Origin of the sequence: Psychrobacter sp. FME6 (assembly GCF_014861365.1) — a bacterium.
Taxonomy (GTDB): domain Bacteria; phylum Pseudomonadota; class Gammaproteobacteria; order Pseudomonadales; family Moraxellaceae; genus Psychrobacter.
The window spans coordinates 1-19,825 of sequence record NZ_RRYW01000061.1; the positions used below are offsets into that span (position 1 = coordinate 1).

Sequence of the window (19,825 nt, forward strand, 5' to 3'; positions counted from 1 at the left end):
AAAACTCACCGACCAGTTCCATGCAAATAATCTCAGGATCACTCAGCTTTGGCGCGTAACCTGCCCCTCGCAAGGGTTTAGTGACGACTATTTTGTAATATTGCTCTACCATTAAATAGATATTGATGATAAATTCGTCTATGGGCATCTCATGACTCCGTTGTATTCTTGGTCGAAAACAATAGATTAGTGAGATGCTCTTCTTTTTTCAATCACTTTCGATGTTGAGAGTGGGGTAGTTAAAATACTTTAAAAACGCTACGATACTGCGGGTATAGTTTTTTTGCAGCCTCTGTCTGCGTAGGCACAGCAAGCAAGAAAAAACGGTACCTGCAGTACGTGATGTAGCGATATTACTTCTCACTGACTATAGTGTCATTAAATAGTGGCGTTAATAAAGATTTCATTTAGTTAGGGGCTGTATTCTATACAGCCCTTAGTAATTCAATAAGGAATAAAAGCCAGATTAATGACACAGGTATTAATCCTGACATTAACCCAGCTTATGACATATTTTTGAGCTTATATAATATAATTACTTGGTAGGAGTAAGTTCTGGGTAGCCAAGGGCGTAGAGCGTGCCTTCGAGTCCCGTCACATTGATGGCGGCATCAGCACGGGCTTGGACGATTGGTTTGGCATGATAAGCGACACCCAAATCAGCAATGGCCATCATCGGCAAATCATTGGCACCATCACCGATGCAGACGACTTGTGACATCGCGATACCCAAACGCTCAGCCGTATACTCGACGATAGCCGCTTTTTTGGCACCATTGACGATGGGCAGCTGTATATGACCAGTAACTTCGCCTTCGTCAATATCTAAAGGATTGGCATGAACCTCGTCAATGCCCAATTGCTCAGCGATATAGCGGGCAAAATAGGTAAAGCCACCTGATACGAGGACCGTATGATAGCCCAAAGCTTTTAGCGCGCTGATGGTGGTGCGAGCGCCCATGGATAGCGTTAAGCGACTGCATATATCATCAAGCACGTCGGTTGAAATACCCTTTAATAACGCCACACGCTGGGCGAATGATTCATCAAAATCAATCTCACCGCGCATGGCCGCCTCGGTAATGGCTTCGACTTGCTCGCCGATTCCTGCTGTCTTGGCCAATTCAACGATGACTTCTTGCTCGATTAAGGTGGAGTCCATATCAAAGCAGGCAAGCTTATGAGTACGCAGCATATGACCGACCGACAGAATATGACAATCGACCACATCTAAGTTATCGACATTATCTGCACGGCTAGTATTTTTATATTCTTCATTTAGGTCGTGACGCAAGCGTGTCGTCAGCTGATCATCGATGATATGAGCCGCCGCTGTTTTTTTGCCAGGATGCATGAGTGTGTCGGTCACGGGCACCAGCAGATAGCGAAATACTTGTGCGTGGGTAAAGGGTAGGCGCTGGGCGTGTGCTGCCGTTGGCTCGGTATCAGACACGGTAATATTGACAAAGCTGGCATCCGTATCTTCAGCGACGGTGACCAAATGCCAGTTTGGCTGCTCATCGACCCATGATTGTACATACTGGTGAATATCAAGCGTCGATACCTTGGTCGGTAGTACCACAATGAGAGCAAAAACAGGTAAAGATTGTAGCGCGTCAAAATCCTGTAAATTGGTGTCGTTAGGCAGTAGTGACGCAATAGAATCAACGGCTTGTTGCCATGCTTTGCTGTCTTTTGGTAACGAATAAGATGTATTGTTTGGCATGGCTCAATGGTCCCTTGTATGCTCATATAAGATTGGGAATCATAACAGTTTTACCGAGCAGCCCCTAGTAGAATAAAAGAAAATTATTACAATAAATTTATACGCTTAGCTAAAGCCATAACCCTTACTATGGTGATATAGTACATAGAGTAAGCGAAAGATTTGTTGAGAATAGACTGTGCCAAACATACTTGTACAACAAATCTACTGTACGATGGCAACGTCTTATAAATAGTGTTTTATTAAATATTATTTATTGAAGTGTTGAAGTGTTGAAGTATTAAATTGCACAAATATAGCTGTGTATTCTTCCAGAAAATGAGCGATAGCCTCGTTTCTTATTTCCATTTATCCAAAAAAGTTTAACATATCATGACGTATTTAGCGCCGCGGCAAGGGTTGTTTGCCATTATTCTTCTGGTTAGTTTTTGTTTACAGACTCTATTATTGGTCATCAGTACCGATCAGCAGCTGAGCAAAAGTCGTGCGTTAAAAGGCGAGCAAATGGTCGCCCAGCTGATTGATGAAGCGAGGCTGTCTTTAGAGAATAAAGACCGCGTCAGCTTAAGCGTCATTGCCAATCGCTATACCAGCGAGCAAGACGTGACCCGCATACTGATTAAAGACAGTAATGATGATGTCTTAGTGCCAGTCGGCAATGCGCCGATGCAGCAGGGCGATACGATTCGTCAAATCGCGACCAAAGGCGATGCGGTGATTGGTAGCGTAGCGTTGACCATAAAGGACGTCAGCAAAGGCGAAATTATCGCTATGCAGTGGCCATTTGTCATTGGCACTATGTTGCTGCATTTGTTACTTTGGTTGATTTATGGCCACCTTGCCCGTCCAACCAAAGAGCAAATTAATGCTTTGAGCCGTGATATTCAAGATTTGCACCGTGAGCAATATATGCAAATCGATCAGCGCAGCCATGACCGTGATCGTGAGCGCCGTACAGCGGACAGCCAAGTAAATAATGATCAAATGGATGACAGTCGAACAGCTATTGGTTCAACGGGTAGTCCGAGTGATAAAGAAGCAGGCAATCCATCAAGCAGTGTCCGTAAGCTGGATATACATAGCGCGGTCAATCAATATGTCAGAACTCAGCAGCATCAAGATTTGGCAGACGATGAAGGTCATGATATAAAACACTCCGATTACCAGCCGACCGCTAACACACAGAGCGAGGCGCATGACGCTGATAGCAGTATGACTAAAGCCAGCAGTGGTCATTCTCGCTTATCTGGCACACGTGCATTTGATAGTGTCAAAGTACAAATCGTTTTTCATGACGAATTCAATATGCTCGAGCGCCTCGCACCTGCCCAGCGCCTGCCTTATCTAGCATTATGTACTCAATTATTGAACCAAGCGGTAACTGAACTACTTAAGCAGCCATTGTTGCTTGGAGTGAGTGCGATGAATGAGCCTCACTTTGATGACAGGGGCGCTAGTGTATTGTTAAAGGCGGATAACAGCCATGCAAAAGTCGCGCTAGCAGGTGTGATGCTCGGCAAACTGTACTTGATGCTCAATAAAATTATTCACGATAAGCATATTGAGCTGACGCGCTTTGCCCTACCTGCAAAAGTGGGGGTCAGCGATGAGGCACAAGCAGATGAAATGTCTCAGTTGCTCCACGGCGTCGGCAAAAAAGAGCAGATGCTCATTTTATTACCAAATGAAGGCCTGAGACAAATCGGCAATCATGTGCAAGTTCATAGTATCATGCGCCCAACCACTGTTTATGAGCGCGAATGTGCGATATTCGATGGTGGTAATGACGCGATGATTCAGCGTTTAGCAGATGTCCGTAATGCGGTTTTGATGATCGAAGCTGCTGATGAGGCTCAAGCTTAATCGCCCAGTTATCGATACGTAGTTTTTAGATTAATAGATAATTGTCTGCTGTATTGATGGTATCATTCTCTTTTTGTTAAAGATTAAATAGACCATAGCGATAAAAAGCATTGACAACATTCAACAGAGACTTTATAAGGCATATATATATTGATGTATTTTCAATACCCTTGCTAAAAACGATAGGAGCTTGTCATGAGTAATGCTGATATTGATGACGATTTTGATGATAATTTTGTCGACGACGATGATGCAAAGATGGTGGAAGAAGCTGAAACGAGCGTGCGTACACGCCTCAGTAGCCTTGAAAAGCGCCGATTAATCGATAACTTGCTAGAAGAAAAGCGTTTGGCCAAAGAGCTAAAAGACGATCTAGATGATATAGACAGTTTCGACGAAGATGGTGATGATTGGGAAGATGACGATCTTTAGTTTTTAAACTTTGGATAGGGTCTAAGTTGAGTAGGGTTTAAGTAAGGGTGCTGAGTCATTTAAGCCGACTAAAGCCCTTTAATAACTGCTAGTTATGTAACTGTGTTAAGCTGGTAGGCTACTATTTTTCTTGGTTTTCTATAGTGTTAGCCATTCATGCTATGCCACTATTTTATGCAGCTCTATGCAACGATTCTTACTTTATTAACTGATTGTTTATTGTGACTGACACAACCTAACTCTCTATCTTTTAAGGACAATGACCTCATGAGTAACCCTTTAAGCTTTGATGAATTACTAGACTATTTAGACAATCAAGAGAGCCAGTTTGTGCTCGATAGTGTCGCCGCGCATGGCTTTTTGACAGCGACAGTCATTGGGCGTCCATTGCCGAATTGGATAGATGCGCTGTTTGAAGGTCACGCGAGCGAGATTCCAGATAATGTCATCGATGGTATCAAGCGCTGGCGCGACTCTATTATGGCTGAGTTAAAAAACGAGACGCCTATCGAGCTACCGTTTGGTGAAAATGCTGGTGATGAAGAAGTGGCAGTCGATTTTTCAGATGAGTCAGATATCGTGGCATGGTCAATCGGCTTTGTCGATGCGATGTATGGTGACGAGGCCAGTGATTGGTTTGAGGATGAAGAGACCGCAGAGGACGTAGCAGTCTTGACCTTGCCAATGATTGTGCTAAGCGGTATCGACGATGAAGATCCAGAGCTTGCGCAGATGCGTAACGATGAAGATAAAATGGCACAAATGGCCAATAGTATCGAAGGTAACTTAACTGAGCTATTTTTATTATTTCATACCAACGACTAAAGGCATTGATCTGTAAACACCTATTGTTGCTATGAACTTTTTCCTATGAGCTTTTTCCTATGAACTTGTTGCTATGAATTTCTCTTGCTTGCTGTTGAACGTTTTTTATAACTCTATAAGTTACCGATAAGGCAGTATTATGACTGTGCAACTCTCCAATCTTGAGCACTTGCCCAACTATCAAATTACTGAGCGCTTAGATGTGGTGTACGGGAGTACGGTACGTTCAAAGCATGTCGGCAAAGACTTGTTTGCTGGGCTTAAAAACATCGTCGGTGGTGAGCTGACGGCTTATACCGAGCTGCTAGAAGAATCGCGCCAAGAAGCGATAGACCGCATGGTTATCAAGGCAGAAGCCTTGGGTGCAGATGCCGTCGTCGGCCTGCGTTTTTCGACCTCTAGCATCGCCCAAGGTGCCTCTGAGTTGTTTGTTTATGGTACCGCTGTTAAAGCCATACCGATGTCGCAGCAATCCTATCAAAGCCCACCAAGCGACCCTCATTATCCGTCTGGTCAGCAGCCAAGCTCACAAAACTCCGCACCAGCACCGACCGATGATTTACCACGTTTCAATCCTTTTGGTTAGCTAACCAAATTTTAAAGCCTCAGCGCTTTTTTATGATAAGAGACGTGATATGAATAACTCCCTTACCCAAATGTTGATGAACTACGCGCCGCTTATTGTGTTATTTGTGCTCGGCTGGTTTTTTGGCTCGCGCCATGAGCGCCAGCATTTAGCACAGTTGAGTATTGCGGAGCAAGAATTGGGTCACATTATCGTATCGACGGAGCGTTTTTATCAGCCGAGCGTTGCAGAGCATAGCCAAGGCGAGTTGGTACTCGGTAGCGTGGTTATCGCCCAAGATTATTTTAAAATGATTATCGCTCGGGTGTTAAGTATCTTTGGCAAAAACTTAACCACCTACGAGACCTTATTAGACCGCGCCCGCCGTGAAGCAGTAGTACGTATGCGGACGCAAGCAAAAGCCAAAGGCTATAATCATATCTACGGCTTACGATTCGAGGTGAGCAATATCAATCAATTGGGCAGCATGGTAGAAGCCATCGCTTACGGCACAGCAGTCGTGAGTACGGACACGGTTGACGTTGCTGATACTACTGCTCATTCTAACTTTTTAACCTAAATGTCTTTTTAGATATACGCTTTTTCTCCTCCATGCCTTTCCTTCTACATGCTTTTTATCAAATTCCTTTTGCTACGTTAATTACGTTAAACACGCTCTAATAAGGTTAAAAACTTTAGATAGAGAGTGGTGTATTAGCAATCTGCATGCTATAAAATCTAAGGCCGACGGGGGCTTATGTTTATTCTTGCCTCTGCTTTATCATTAGCCGTTTGTTCTTTGACTTTTTCGACTTGAAATAAGAAGGTACGGTTTTTGAGTACCGCGACGAACACCACGCCACCGATCGTATTGCCCACCAATACTAGGGCTAAAAACAGTAAATAACGCCATAAACTGACGGTATTACCGTATAGCAAGGCCGAGAATACCTCGATATTACCGACGATACTGTGGTGTAAACCCAAAAATCCGATACTACCGGTAATGAGGGTAACCAAGACGATGCGGCTAAGTGTATCGCGTGCAGAGGTCACAAGCCACGCGGCTACTCCCATCATCCAGCCTGCCAATATGGAACTACCAAATATCACCCACCATTCAAACCCTAAAATATGTTCAGCATAAGTATCAATGTCGCTCACGCTAAACAACTGCATGTTTAAGCCCAAACCAACCATTAATGCGGCAAACAAACAACCGCCAACAACGTTGCCCGCGATCACAGTGCTCCACAGCCGTAGCAACTTATGTAAAGGCTCGATTTTATTGAGTACTGGAAGGCTCAATAATGACGTTTGCTCGGTGAATAATAGCGATTGACCAATGACCACAATGATAAAACCAATCGGATAAAGTAGGGAAGCGAGTACGATGGAGTATTGACTGGGTAGCACATCGCTGAGTAGGGAAAAAGCGGCTAAAATCATAAAAAAGCTAATGCCAATCTCAAGTCCAGCAGTAAAAGCACTGGTAAACAGCGAGCCAAGCGAGCGCTCAAAGGTTTCTTTGGCATCCATCACTTGCTCAACCAATATACTGGCGTAGCTTTTTGCTTGACTTACATTGTCGTCGTTAGCGACCTTTTTGATGGTTTCTTTATCTTCATCGCTCATATCTTCAGAGAAATCTTCATCCTCTAAATTTTCAGTCGCATCGGTGTCACCGTCATCCTTGTCAGTGCTATCAGTGTTTTCTTTTTCTTCTTCTTCATCAGGCTCAACATAGGTATATATGTTTTTCTGGGTATTATCAGCTTTATAATAATAGATAGCAGTATCATCGATGACGTTTTTATCATCGACATTATTGGCTTGAGAATTATTTGTACGCTCAGTATCTTGGGACACGGTCAGCTCGCTATTTATCTGATATTAATTTTATTATTCTAACCATTCTATCGTATGAACATCGCTTGTTGTGTTGAGAATTCAGCCAATTGCTGTGGTTTACTGTTGTTAATTGGACAATGCCGCTCTGTACGTCTGATAAATGTTCTTAGCATCTAACAAAATCTGGCCATCTGCGTTAAAATCACTCTATTAATTATTATCCCTAATTTTTGCCTTATTTGTTTAACCACATTCATTTTAACAAAAGACCATTCTATTATGAGCAATCCTAATATTAATTCTAACGCCACTCTGACTCAATCTATCCAAGCGGCGCTAAGCCAACTTGAAAATGCGTACAATCCTGCACAGGTCGAAGCGGGCATGTATCAAGGCTGGGAGGACAGTGGTTATTTTCAGCCGACATTTGATAAAGACGAATCATTTTCTATCGCGCTACCACCACCGAACGTCACTGGATCGCTGCATATGGGTCATGGTTTTAATAATGCCATTATGGATGCGCTGACTCGTTATCATCGCATGGATGGTGACAATACGCTTTGGCAACCGGGTACGGATCATGCCGGTATCGCCACCCAAATGGTGGTTGAGCGTCGCCTCGAGGCACAAGGTATCAAGCGCCGTGATATGACTCGCGAAGACTTCATCGATAAAGTGTGGGAATGGAAGGAAGAGTCGGGCGGCAATATCACCAGCCAAATTCGCCGTTTGGGCAGCTCGGTCGATTGGTCGCGTGAGCGCTTCACCATGGATGATGGTTTATCCAATGCGGTAAAAGAAGTATTCGTGCGTCTGTTCGACGATGGTTTGATTTATCGTGGTAAGCGTTTGGTGAACTGGGATCCAAAATTCCAAACCGCGCTATCGGATTTAGAAGTCGAAAATCATGACGAAAAAGGCAGCTTGTGGCATTTCCGCTATCATTTCACTGATAAAGAATTGCAAACTCAAGATGGCAAAAACTATCTGGTCGTAGCAACCACACGCCCTGAAACCTTACTTGGCGATACCGCTGTTGCGGTCAATCCAAGCGATGAGCGTTATTCACACCTGATTGGTAAAACCATCACTTTGCCCATTACCAATCGCGTGGTGCCTATCGTCGCTGATGATTATGTCGAAAAAGACTTTGGTACCGGCTGCGTAAAAATTACCCCAGCGCATGATTTTAATGACTATGAGCTTGGTCGTCGTCATAGCCTGCCGTTGATTAATATCCTTGATGAGAGTGCTAATATTTTACCAGCGATGGAAGTTTATCCTGATCTACAAACGCGTGAGCCAACCTTAGAGACTACGCCAAGCGACTATGCAGGACTTGAGCGTTTTGCTGCGCGTAAGTTTTTAGTGGCGCAAGCAGGCGAGCAAGGCTGGCTAGAGGACATCGAAGACTACGCGCTAAAAGCCCCGCGTGCTGAGCGTGGCGGTACCATCGTTGAGCCATGGTTGACCGATCAATGGTACGTAGCGGTCAATAAACTTGCCAAGCCTGCGATTGACGCGGTAGAAGATGGCCGAATTGAGTTCGTTCCTGCGCAATATAAAAACATGTATATGGCGTGGATGACGGACTTGCAGGACTGGTGTATCAGCCGTCAGCTGTGGTGGGGACACCGTATCCCTGCGTGGTATGACGACGCGAGCGGTGAGATTTATGTCGCCCGTGATGAAGCCGAAGTGCGCACTAAATACAATTTAAGCGATGATGTTAAATTACGCCAAGACGATGACGTACTTGATACGTGGTTTAGCTCGGGGCTTTGGACATTTAGTACGCTTGATTGGGCGGACGTCAATGCTGATCCACGCGTACTTGAAACCTTTCACCCGACCAGCGTCTTGGTCACCGGTTTTGACATTATTTTCTTTTGGGTTGCACGCATGATCATGATGACCATGCACTTTGTGAAAAATGAAGATGGCACCCCACAAGTACCGTTTAAAACCGTTTATGTTCATGGTTTGGTTCGTGATGGTAACGGTCAGAAGATGTCTAAATCGAAAGGTAATGTCTTAGATCCTATCGACCTTATCGATGGTATTGATTTAGAAGCGCTGGTTGAAAAACGCACCAGTAATATGATGAACCCAAAAGACGCCGCCAAAATCGAAAAGCAAACCCGTAAAGAGTTCCCAGAAGGTATTCCAGCTTTTGGTACTGACGCGCTGCGCTTTACTTTTACCTCGCTTGCCAGTACCGGTCGCGATATCAACTTTGATCTCAAGCGTGTTGAAGGTTATCGCAATTTCTGTAATAAAATCTGGAACGCCAGCCGTTTTGTACTGATGAATTGTGTGGACAAAGAGGGTAATGCTCAAGCGATTGACCAAGCTGCGAACCCTGAGGTGTGGGAACTACCAGAAAAGTGGATTATGAGTCGTCTAAACTCGACGATTACCTCTATTCATCAGCACTTTAGCCAGTATCGCCTCGATATGGTCAGTCATGATATTTATGAGTTTATCTGGAATGAATACTGCGATTGGTATGTTGAGCTTGCCAAAGCCAGCCTCAATGATGATTCGGTATCGGACGAGCGTAAAGCGCAAATCCGCTACATACTGCTGCACGTCCTTGAGACCGCACTACGTTTTAGCCATCCGATTATGCCGTATCTAACCGAGCAAATTTGGCAGACTGTCGCGCCGCTACTAAATCGTAAAGACACCGATAGCATCGTGATTGCTGATTATCCACAAACCGATACTGCGCAAATTAGTGAACAAGTCGAAGCCGATATGGAGTGGCTACAACAGCTGATCGCCAGCGTGCGCAATATCCGTGGTGAGATGAAACTGGGTAATGCCGTACGTCTACCAGTCTTGCTACAAAACATCTCTAGCGATGAAGAGGCGCGTCTATCGCGTATCAAAAACCAATTTAAGGCACTTGCTAAGGTCGAAAGCCTAGAGATTTTGGATAGTAGTGACGGCTCTGATAAAAAGATACCATTATCATCATCAAGTATGGTTGGTCAGCTGCGTGTACTTGTGCCGATGAAGGGACTGATTGACCCAACGGCTGAGCTGGCTCGTTTAGGTAAGTCATATGATAAGTTGAAAGGTCAAGCTGAAGGCATCTCGCGTAAGCTCGGCAATGAAGGGTTCGTTAGTAAAGCGCCTGCCGAAGTAGTCGATGCTGAGAAAGTGAAATTGGCTGAGTTAGAAGGGCAGTTAAAAGCTATGGCAGGGCAGATGGAAGAGTTAAAGGCGTTGTAGTATATTTTTAATGATGGTTCTATTACCTGTAGTTTTGGTTATGGCGGTTCTGTATTTTTACTGGAATCGCCATGAGCCATTAGACAGATATGCCATTTTCGCCACCATATTTATGATGGTATTCTTGATTTCGCTTCTTTTTTTAGAGCCAAGCTTACCCAGTCATCAACGTATCGGCACGCTGTTTATCGTGTTGCCGCTTGTGTCTTATGGGGCGATATTGTTTCCTGAGATGAACCCGAATATGCCTGTACAAGGTACAAAAGGGTTTGGTTGGCTTGGATTAGTGGTGACTGTGATCATTTTGGTTGGGTTTAAAGTTTTTTAAATGTAGGTCTATTCTGAAAAAGTACAAACTCCTTATTTTGAATTAGACAACTTGGATGACATTAGCGAAGAAGCCTTATATGAAAACATGCTAGAAGAGTTTCCAAGCTGGCTAAAAGAAGCATGCGAGATAGGGTTGATAGCGAACTAAATCAGAGTTTTGTCACTAGAAAGTAAAACCGTTATTGCCTTATGTGATAGCGGTTTTTTATTTCAAAGCTTTAATTAAATACATCAACTCACTTACCCAACATACCTATCAATAGCAAAAACTTCATAAAAATAGCCTTGTACCTTTTTGTGTGATATTGCATGCTTAGCTACCTATATAGGTCATTATTTTAAGCAGCGTTTTAGCTGTATAGCCTATATACTTTAGTATCAGCCATTCGATATCAGCCAATGACAGCATTTATATGAGCCAAAACAAAAAAGCCTTTTATTATCGACCCAAGACCAATCAACACAACAGCCCAACCGTGCGTTGGACGTTTTTGATATTGGGCTGGGTGTTTTTTGTCTTGGGAATTATTGGTGCATTATTGCCAGTGATGCCGACCGCGCCTTTTATATTACTGGCAGCAGGGTGCTGGGCGCGTAGCTCACGACGTTTTCATTTTTGGCTCATTAACCACAAATATTTTGGTAAGTTCGTCCGTGATTGGGAGAGTAATCATGCCGTGCCGCTGTATGCTAAGTGGTTAGCGGTAGTAATGATGACCTTATCTACGTCGATGTTGTTTTATCGGTTACCAGCCGATATGATATGGATGGCATGGCTGGTAGCCGCGGTGTGTACTGGGGTGGCTATCTATTTATTCCGATTACCAAACGCCAAGTAATCTGCTATTTTGGGCAAAAAAGACGATTATTTGTAACCAGTTACACGAAATGTCATATATAACTTGCGATACTGCAATGGACATCCTATAATGTGTCCAAGCTTAAGAGCAGTTCTGCACCAAATCATTACCTCGTAGTATTAGTTATAATCCTTCGTTTTAATATTTATCGTTCAGTAGCTATTTGCAAGCGTTACCGGTCACTAGACCATTAATAAATTAAAAAGTAGGATTATCGATATGTCAGATACTCAAAAAGGTACAGTTAAGTGGTTCAACGAAGCTAAAGGCTTTGGTTTTATCGCTCCAGAAAACGGCGCAGACGTTTTTGCTCATTACAGCGAAATCACTGGTTCAGGTTTCAAAACTTTGGCTGAAGGCCAAGAAGTTGAGTTCACTGTAACTCAAGGCCAAAAAGGCCCACAAGCACATAACATCGTTGCTATCTAATTCGTCTTTTTATAGATGAATGACTAGATAAAAAGATGTGTAAAAAACGAACCTAAGGGTTCGTTTTTTTTCGTCTATATTTTGATATTATACCATTCACAAAAACTAGAGTAGCAAGGAAAACGAGTGCAAGTGCTACGAACTGTAGACTAAACGAGTTTGACACACAGCTAATCGTACTTTTTGGGTTTGGTATTAGTAGGTTAATATTAAGAGCTGAATCGAATATCTTTAAAATGAAAAAGCCTACGAACTATAATGATCGTAGGCTTTTTTTATTTTATTTTAAGATAATGAAGGTCATTAAGATTATTAAGGTCAGTTTAAATTAGCGGATAAGCATTAAATAACGTAATTTATTAGAAGGAACTGATCCCAATATTAATCAAACCGCCACCTATGATTAACCAAGCAAACATAATGGCCCCTAAGATAAGAGGTTTAACCCCAGCTTGTTTAATAGCGCTCATATGAGTGGTTAAGCCAAGTGCAAACATCGCCATCGTTAGCAGGATATCATCGAATATGACCATGCTATGCTCAAAGCCTGCAGTCATCGGGATCCAAGTATGCAGTAACACTACCAAAATGAAGATAAAAGCAAACCAAGGGACTTTGACTTGTTGCACGCGATTCATCAATGAGGGTTTTTCACCATTCTCGCTACTGCCTTTGGTTAAAGCAAACGACAATATCAATAAGAAAGGGGCGAGCATCATGACTCGTATCATCTTGGTGACGACAGCCGTATTACCAACATCGGTGTTCACCGCATTGCCAGCGACCACCACTTGCGCGACTTCATGAATGGTTGAGCCAGTATAAATACCATACTGCTGGGCGTTTAGCCAAGGTTGCAACCAGCCGAGATGATATAAAAATGGATATAACAGCATCGCAATGGTACCAAAGACCACCACTGTCGCTACGGCAATAGTAACTTTGTGTGCTTCTGCTTTGACCACGGGCTCTGCGGCAATGACTGCTGCGGCGCCGCAAATACTAGCGCCTGAACCGATCAATAACGTCGTTTGCTTATCGACTTTTAACCATTTTGTACCCAGCCAGTAGGTCAATAAAAACGTCGACGTCAGTACCAGTGCATCTGTCATTACGGCTGGCATACCGACGCTAGCTACTTGGGTCAATGTCAGCTTAAAACCATAAAATATAATGGCAAGGCGCAAAACCTGACCTTTGGCAAAGCCAACGCCTGCACTTAATTGGTCAGAAAAATTTGGATAAACCGTATTGCCGAGTACCATCCCCAGTAAAATTGCCAGCGTTAGGGATGACAGTCCAACGATGCGACCATTCGACCAAGTGTCTAAGCTCATATTTAACCATAAGCAAAACAAACTACCAATCAGTACGAAGATAAGCCCTATGGCCTCGCGGTTATGCGGGACGTAGTTATTTACTGATCGGGTTAAAGTGTTCATGGCACATACATCCTATTATTTATTCTCTATAATCGAAATAAGCATAAGCTTATGAATAGGCAGTATAAGCCAAGTCGATTTATAATAAAAACAGATTAATAAGATATAAACTATCGATTTTTCAGGTCGATAAAGGGTTTTTAGGTATTATAAATAGGTTATTTAAGCAGATAGAAGGTTTGAGGAAATATGAAAAAAGCCATGCAGACTTTACCGAGGATTACGCTTAAACAGCTATCTGTCTTTGTCACTATTTACCAGACGGGTAGTACCAGCCGCGCCAGTGAAGCGCTGCATCTATCACAATCAGCCGTCAGTAGCGCGCTGACAGAGTTAGAAGCAAGGCTACAGATGCCACTATTTGAGCGAGTGGGGCGCAGGCTTAATCAACACCCCAATGCTCATCCTATCTATATACAAGCGCAAGCAATCTTAGGGCAAGCGTTGACGCTGGAGCATTATCATAAACATCAAGCAGGGCAGATTCATATTGGTGCCAGTACCACCATTGGCAATTATGTTTTGCCGCCGCTGCTTGCCAAGTTATATAAGGCGCTACCAGATGCCAACGTCGATATGTATATCGCCAATACCCAAGAAGTGGTTAGCGAGGTGGAGCAATTAAATATTGATATTGCTTTGGTCGAAGGTATGCCGCGCCCGACGGATATGAAAGTGCTTGAACAGCGCGCTTGGCGGACGGATACTTTGGTAGTATTTGCTAAGCGTGACAGTCGCTGGTTAAAAGAGTTTTCTGCGTATAACGATAATGATAACTGTTATGAGCTAAGTGCTGAGCAACTGGCAACGCTGCCTCTATTGGTAAGGGAGGCGGGTTCGGGTACGCGGCAGATTATCGATGAGCAATTACTGCAATATTTACCCAATGCCGAGGTTATTATGGCCATTCAACAATCAGAAGCCATTAAGCATATGGTCAGCGCCGATATCGGTTTGGGTTGTTTGTCGCAGCATGTGATCCAAGCAGAGTTGGCTAAAGGACAACTGGTACAGGTCAAAGTCGCGGGCATAGATTTGTCCCGAACCTGGTGGTTAGTCTGGCATAAAGCTCGCCATCAAAGCCCAATTTGGCAGACGTTTATTAATATTATTCAAGAAGGTTAAAATTGGTGTTAACTATCAATATAACATTGAGAATACTTACCATTTCAATCAACCATAAAAAAGCGCATTATCACTAGATACAATGCGCTTTTTTTAATATTCTTAAACAACTTATGAACGCTTTTTTTAATATTCTTAAACTTATTTATTCACAGGTTTATCGAGTCTGACCACTAGACTATCACAGGGCACATTTGGCAGGATATTATCTGCCGTCGCGCCGCTTAGCCAAGCAGCGATGCCATGACGTTCATGACGACCGATGACTAGTAAATCAACTTCATGTTTGTGGCAATAGTTCACAATACCTTCACTGTTAGAGATGGCAGTGGTTACTTCAGAATTGACCACATGTAAGTCGTTACGATCCAAAAACTGCGCCAGTTTGGCACGCGCTTCTTGGCAGCGTTCATCATCAATCTCATCATAAAGACTAGAGGCAGGCACTAGCTCGTAGCCAAAACCAACCATAGTATCTCTGACAATATGTAATACCGATAACTTGGAATTAGGGCGATTATCGACGATGCGTTTGGCTTTTTGGGCGACCACATCAGCATCGGACATTAGGTCTGTGACCAATAAAATATGTTGGTAACTCATGAGCGGCTCCTTGTGACAGATGATTTTAACTATAGCACTACTACCGACTGCTGTTAAGTATGCTTTGTTAAATGGGCGTTATCTTTATTAGTTATATTTTTAGCCATTTGCTATCTTGACTTATTAAGCGATGAGCCCCATCTAGTTTCGTTAGGCAAATTCTTTTTAGCTGATAAATGCCATTCCATTTAAAGATTACCTATATTTTTTATAACACTGCTATTTTTATACAAACCAATTTTATAAATATAAACCTCACCATTTTTGATTGCTTATCCTGATATGCGTCATTAGCTATAGGCTAAATGCGCTCTTTACTAAGAGGCCATCAGGATAATCTATAAGGATAACTATGACTGACACGCCATTTACCGCTGATTTAACTCTGCATCCAGCGTTTGAGCTGCTTGAGCACCGCCATATTGAGGCACTATCAATGGATGTGCTGATCAGTCAGCATGTTAAAACCGGTGCCATGCATTATCATTTGGCACATCCAAGTGATGAAAATGCCTTTTTGGTCGGCTTTCGCACCCAACCAATGGATTCAAAAGGCGAGGCACATATTTTAGAGCACGTGGCTTTATGTGGTTCTGAGAAGTTCCCTGTTCGTGATCCGTTCTTTTCAATGATTAAACGCTCATTGAATACCTTTATGAATGCGATGACCGCCGCTGATTGGACTGCGTTTCCGTATGCCACTCAAAATGAAAATGATTACTTTAATTTATTGGCAGTCTATCTTGATGCGTCGTTTTTCCCCAATATTCATCCGCTTGATTTTGCTCAAGAAGGCATCCGTGTTGAATTGGACGAAAATGATAAACCACAATTTAAAGGCATCGTTTTTAATGAGATGAAAGGCGCGATGAGTGGCGAGATTGACCAGCTGTATCATGCCGTTGCCCACCATGTATTCCCAACCACGACCTATCATTATAATTCAGGCGGTGATCCTGCTGATATTCCTGATTTGACCCATCATGAATTGGTTGAATTTCATCAAAGCCATTATCACCCGTCAAACAGCGTCATTATGAGCTTTGGTAATATTCCTGTTGCCCAAACGCAAGCAAAAATCCATGACGATGCTTTAGAGCAGTTTGAAGCAGGCAAAAAACACGTCTCGCGTCCAGAGCAGCGCCTGTCTGCGCCGATTAGCGCCACCGATACTTATACTGCTGACGAAGCCGGTCCCGATCAAACCCATCATGTGGTTGCTTGGTTATTACCGTCGATTACCGATCCGAAGCAGCGTTTGGCGCTACGTCTATTAGAAGGTGTGTTGGTTGAGCATGCTGGCTCGCCGCTGCGTGCCTATCTTGATAGCCATCCACTGGGTAAAGCGCCAAGTCCGTTATTGGGACTGGATGACAGCCATTATGAAATGGTTTTTTATACCGGTCTGCGCGGCTCTAACCCTGAGCATGCCGAAGCGGTAGAGCAAGGTATTATTGACCTGCTAACTGATGTTGCCAGCTCACCAATCGATGATGAAACCATTGAAACTATCTTGCATCAGATAGAGATTGATCAGCGTCATATCGGCGGTGACAGCATTCCTTATGGTTTGAATTTGATGCTAGAGGGCTTTAGTACGGCGATTCATGATGGCAATCCTATCGACGTATGGGAAGTTGATGAGCATCTGCAATGGCTGCGTGAGCAAGTCGTCGACGCGCAATGGCTACCAAGTTTAATTAAGACGCATCTGTTAGACAATCAACACCGTGTACGCGTCACATTAACGCCTGATAGTGAGAAGTCGGCACGTTTGGCGGCAGCTGAGCAAACACGTCTTGATACCATCGCCATGGATTTGACCGCTGATGATAAAGATATTTTGCACAAACAAGCGCTAGATTTGGCGGCGCGCCAAGCAGCTCCTGATGATTTAAGCTTATTGCCAAAAGTTGGGTTGGACGACGTACCAACTGACATCAGCTTTAAACAAGGCTCACAAAAGCAGGTGAGTTTGAGCGGGCAAGACAGTACGTTATTTGAATATGAAGCGGGCACTAACGGCTTATATTACTATCAAGTGATTGTACCGTTGACCGACGCAATTGGTGAAAATGCCAACAACAGTAACAAGCTGCCTGTCAATGAAGTTATCAATCATCCATTACTGCCGATTTATCTAAGTCTACTGTCAGAGTTGGGCACCGATTCGCACAGTGCGCATGAAATGCAAGCCAAGCAAGCGGCGCATTCATCAGGTGTCACCGCCAGAATCAGCCAACGCACCAATATCGATGATAGCCAAGCAATTAGCAGCTACTTTGTAGTGGCAACGCGGGCGCTGAATCGTAAGCCTGAAGCCATTGATTTGCTGAAAGAAGTGATGGAACACAGTGTCTTTAGTGAGCATGCCCGTATCAAAGAGATTTTGCAGCAGCGTCAAGCAGGTTGGCAGTCAAACCTTGCTGGCTCAGGACATGCCTATGCGATGCAAACCGCCGGTCGCGGTATGAGCCGTCAGGCACAGCTAGAATATGTACGCAGCGGTCTACCGGCACTAAATGCACTAAAAGATTTCTTAACCCATGCCAGTACCGACGATACGCAGTGGGATCAGCTAGCAACCAGCTTGATGGATTTACATCAACGTTTAATCAGCTTGCCGAAACATGCGGTGATTATTTGTGAAGCGGAACAAACCGAACGCTTAAGCAATTTGATTGTCGATAGCTGGAAAGACAGCCAAGCACCAAAGATCGCTGAAAAATTAAGCAATACTGATACGACTATTGAAGCGAGCATTCCAAGTGAGTTTGCCGACTTACAACTAGACTCGGCGCTCAATGGTGAAAATGATGGCGCTAAGCTAGAAGAAATTGCTGTCGAAGACTTGGCATGGTTGGCTCCGACCAACGTCTATCATAATGCCAGCGCTTATTCTGTGCCCGCTGCTGACCATCCTGATACCGCAGCCTTAATGGTATTAGCGCCTTATCTACGTAATGGTTATCTGCATAGCGCCATTCGTGAGCGCGGCGGTGCTTATGGCGGCGGCGCTGGTTACGATGCCAATGCTTGTGCTTTTAAATTCTTTAGCTACCGTGACCCGCAGTGTGCTGAAACCTTTGCCCATTTTGATGCCAGTATCGAATGGTTATTAAATGAGCCACAAACGGACGAGCAATTAGAAGAAGCCATCTTGGGAATTATCTCAGGAATGGATAAACCAGGCTCTCCAGCAGGTGAGGCTATCAAAGCCTGTTTCGCCAACTTGCATCATCGCGGCGTAGACTGGCAGCGTAAAATGCGCGCGGCAATTTTAGCGGTGACGGTTGCTGACTTACAGCGTGTTGCCAAGCAATACTTGCAAGGACAAAAACATGTTCGGGCAGTATTAGCACCGTATGATAAGGAAACGGCAGTACAGGAGCTTGGCTTTAAAGTGTGTAAAATCAAAAGCTAGCGTTGTAGTGGGTACTGTAATGACATTATAGTTGCTATGGTGGTCATATAAAAAAAGCCAAGCGTTTGCTTGGCTTTTTATGCTTAAGCGTTATCAATAGCGCTTAATACTTTGGTCTTTACCGATATGGTCTTGATGGATTGGGAACTTATCGTGGCTATCGAATTGCTGGCGGTCTGCAAAATAGCTTTTTAAAGTGCGACGTACCGCTTCAAAGGCAAGCTTATCCCATGGAATATCTTCTTCGGTAAATAAAGCACAGTCAAGACTTTCAGAGCCAATACCATAAGCACCGTCTTTTAAATCACTGATATAAATACTATAGATTTGTCCGATATCAGGTATATCATACAAGCAGTATAAATGCGGATTGGTCACGACTGCATCTGCTTCTTCAAAGCTCTCACGGGCAGCGCCTTCGGCCATGGTTTCACCGTTTTCCATAAAACCTGCTGGCAGTGTCCATAAGCCATACTGTGGCTCTATGGCACGGCGGCATAGTAATACCCGATGCTTATGCACGACCAACGAGCCACAAATTACTTTGGGATTTTCATAATGAATATAGTTGCAATTTGGGCATACCAAACGCGGCATATTATCCGTGGCTGGTATTTTGCGTTCTGCTTCATGACCGCATTGTAGACAATAGCGCATATCGACTGCCTTATATAATAAAAAGAGAAATGAGAAAAAGCGTAGTGGCTATTTTAAGAATTATAATTCTTTTTTTATCAAATCTTAGATTAACACACCAAGTGCAACGCTAAATTATATTATAGAACACCTGATTGGGCGTTTTAAACCCTAAGCGTTTTCTTGGTCTGTTGTTTAGTTTATTCTCAATGTCCTGTATCTCATTATCAGAGACTTGTCTAAAGTCACAACCCTTAGGCAAGAACTCTCTGATTAAGCCGTTAGTATTCTCGTTGGTTCCTCGCTGCCATGACGCATAAGCATCGGCAAAGAAGAAGGAAGTAAAGAGCTTTCGTTTCACCTTCTTATGCTGAGCAAACTCTTTACCATTGTCAGAGGTAATGGTCTTAACCTGCAACCTCACTGGCTTTAGGATACCTATCATTGCCTCTGATACTTGCTGTGCCGTTT

17 protein-coding genes and 2 pseudogenes are annotated in these 19,825 nt (G+C 43.6%); 12 read left to right on the forward strand and 7 right to left on the reverse strand.

Going from position 1 to position 19,825, the window contains the following annotated elements:
• Together EI162_RS09565 and serB are read right to left on the reverse strand one after the other, a co-directional pair.
• Nucleotides 1-148 (reverse strand): annotated as a pseudogene (locus EI162_RS09565) (IS982 family transposase); the annotation flags it as partial.
• Between the two features lie 387 nt (nt 149-535).
• Nucleotides 536-1,726, reverse strand: coding sequence for a phosphoserine phosphatase SerB (gene serB, locus EI162_RS09570; RefSeq protein WP_192524153.1), 1,191 nt, complete (start codon nt 1,724-1,726; stop codon nt 536-538).
• A 372-nt stretch (nt 1,727-2,098) separates the two neighbouring features.
• Between serB and EI162_RS09575 the strand changes: the two genes are divergently transcribed.
• The 5 genes from EI162_RS09575 to EI162_RS09595 all read left to right on the forward strand — a co-directional run bounded on the left by EI162_RS09575 (nt 2,099) and on the right by EI162_RS09595 (nt 5,991).
• Nucleotides 2,099-3,589 (forward strand): hypothetical protein, encoded by a 1,491-nt coding sequence (locus EI162_RS09575; RefSeq protein WP_192524154.1) that lies wholly within the window; start codon nt 2,099-2,101, stop codon nt 3,587-3,589.
• A 195-nt stretch (nt 3,590-3,784) separates the two neighbouring features.
• Nucleotides 3,785-4,021, forward strand: coding sequence for a PA3496 family putative envelope integrity protein (locus EI162_RS09580; protein WP_192524155.1), 237 nt, complete (start codon nt 3,785-3,787; stop codon nt 4,019-4,021).
• A gap of 267 nt (nt 4,022-4,288) precedes the next feature.
• Complete coding sequence (locus EI162_RS09585) at nt 4,289-4,846, forward strand: UPF0149 family protein (protein WP_192524156.1); 558 nt, start codon at nt 4,289-4,291, stop codon at nt 4,844-4,846.
• 139 nt (nt 4,847-4,985) lie between these two features.
• Nucleotides 4,986-5,432: a YbjQ family protein gene (locus EI162_RS09590; protein ID WP_192524157.1), complete on the forward strand. Its 447-nt coding sequence runs from the start codon at nt 4,986-4,988 to the stop codon at nt 5,430-5,432.
• 49 nt (nt 5,433-5,481) lie between these two features.
• Entirely contained in the window at nt 5,482-5,991 is a 510-nt protein-coding gene (locus tag EI162_RS09595) for a YbjQ family protein (protein WP_192524158.1), read from the forward strand.
• A gap of 158 nt (nt 5,992-6,149) precedes the next feature.
• On the opposite strand, the gene EI162_RS09600 is transcribed toward EI162_RS09595, so the two are convergent.
• Nucleotides 6,150-7,280, reverse strand: a complete 1,131-nt coding sequence (locus EI162_RS09600) for a formate/nitrite transporter family protein (protein ID WP_192524159.1) — start codon at nt 7,278-7,280, stop codon at nt 6,150-6,152.
• Between the two features lie 261 nt (nt 7,281-7,541).
• Between EI162_RS09600 and EI162_RS09605 the strand changes: the two genes are divergently transcribed.
• From EI162_RS09605 to EI162_RS09625, 5 genes and pseudogenes are all read left to right on the forward strand, one after another.
• Nucleotides 7,542-10,505 (forward strand): valine--tRNA ligase, encoded by a 2,964-nt coding sequence (locus EI162_RS09605; protein ID WP_192524160.1) that lies wholly within the window; start codon nt 7,542-7,544, stop codon nt 10,503-10,505.
• 10 nt (nt 10,506-10,515) lie between these two features.
• On the forward strand, nt 10,516-10,833 hold the full coding sequence (locus EI162_RS09610; RefSeq protein WP_192524161.1) for a hypothetical protein: 318 nt from the start codon (nt 10,516-10,518) through the stop codon (nt 10,831-10,833).
• A 42-nt stretch (nt 10,834-10,875) separates the two neighbouring features.
• Nucleotides 10,876-10,983: pseudogene (locus EI162_RS09615) on the forward strand (VWA domain-containing protein); the annotation flags it as partial.
• 265 nt (nt 10,984-11,248) lie between these two features.
• A complete protein-coding gene (locus EI162_RS09620) occupies nt 11,249-11,674 on the forward strand; it encodes a YbaN family protein (RefSeq protein WP_192524163.1) in 426 nt (141 codons plus the stop codon).
• Between the two features lie 240 nt (nt 11,675-11,914).
• Entirely contained in the window at nt 11,915-12,124 is a 210-nt protein-coding gene (locus EI162_RS09625; protein ID WP_192524164.1) for a cold-shock protein, read from the forward strand.
• A gap of 359 nt (nt 12,125-12,483) precedes the next feature.
• On the opposite strand, the gene EI162_RS09630 is transcribed toward EI162_RS09625, so the two are convergent.
• On the reverse strand, nt 12,484-13,566 hold the full coding sequence (locus tag EI162_RS09630; protein ID WP_192524165.1) for a YeiH family protein: 1,083 nt from the start codon (nt 13,564-13,566) through the stop codon (nt 12,484-12,486).
• Between the two features lie 189 nt (nt 13,567-13,755).
• Here EI162_RS09630 and EI162_RS09635 point away from each other — a divergent pair, with 189 nt between their 5' ends.
• Nucleotides 13,756-14,691 (forward strand): LysR substrate-binding domain-containing protein, encoded by a 936-nt coding sequence (locus EI162_RS09635; protein ID WP_192524166.1) that lies wholly within the window; start codon nt 13,756-13,758, stop codon nt 14,689-14,691.
• 141 nt (nt 14,692-14,832) lie between these two features.
• Here the strand turns inward: EI162_RS09635 and EI162_RS09640 are convergent, their stop codons facing one another.
• Nucleotides 14,833-15,294, reverse strand: a complete 462-nt coding sequence (locus EI162_RS09640; protein ID WP_192524167.1) for a universal stress protein — start codon at nt 15,292-15,294, stop codon at nt 14,833-14,835.
• A 352-nt stretch (nt 15,295-15,646) separates the two neighbouring features.
• Here EI162_RS09640 and EI162_RS09645 point away from each other — a divergent pair, with 352 nt between their 5' ends.
• A complete protein-coding gene (locus EI162_RS09645; RefSeq protein WP_192524168.1) occupies nt 15,647-18,718 on the forward strand; it encodes an insulinase family protein in 3,072 nt (1,023 codons plus the stop codon).
• Between the two features lie 93 nt (nt 18,719-18,811).
• Here the strand turns inward: EI162_RS09645 and EI162_RS09650 are convergent, their stop codons facing one another.
• Both EI162_RS09650 and EI162_RS09655 read right to left on the reverse strand, forming a co-directional pair.
• Nucleotides 18,812-19,375, reverse strand: a complete 564-nt coding sequence (locus EI162_RS09650) for an NUDIX hydrolase (protein ID WP_192524169.1) — start codon at nt 19,373-19,375, stop codon at nt 18,812-18,814.
• A gap of 109 nt (nt 19,376-19,484) precedes the next feature.
• The coding region (locus EI162_RS09655) for an IS30 family transposase (RefSeq protein WP_192523027.1) at nt 19,485-19,825 on the reverse strand (341 nt) is incomplete at its 5' end.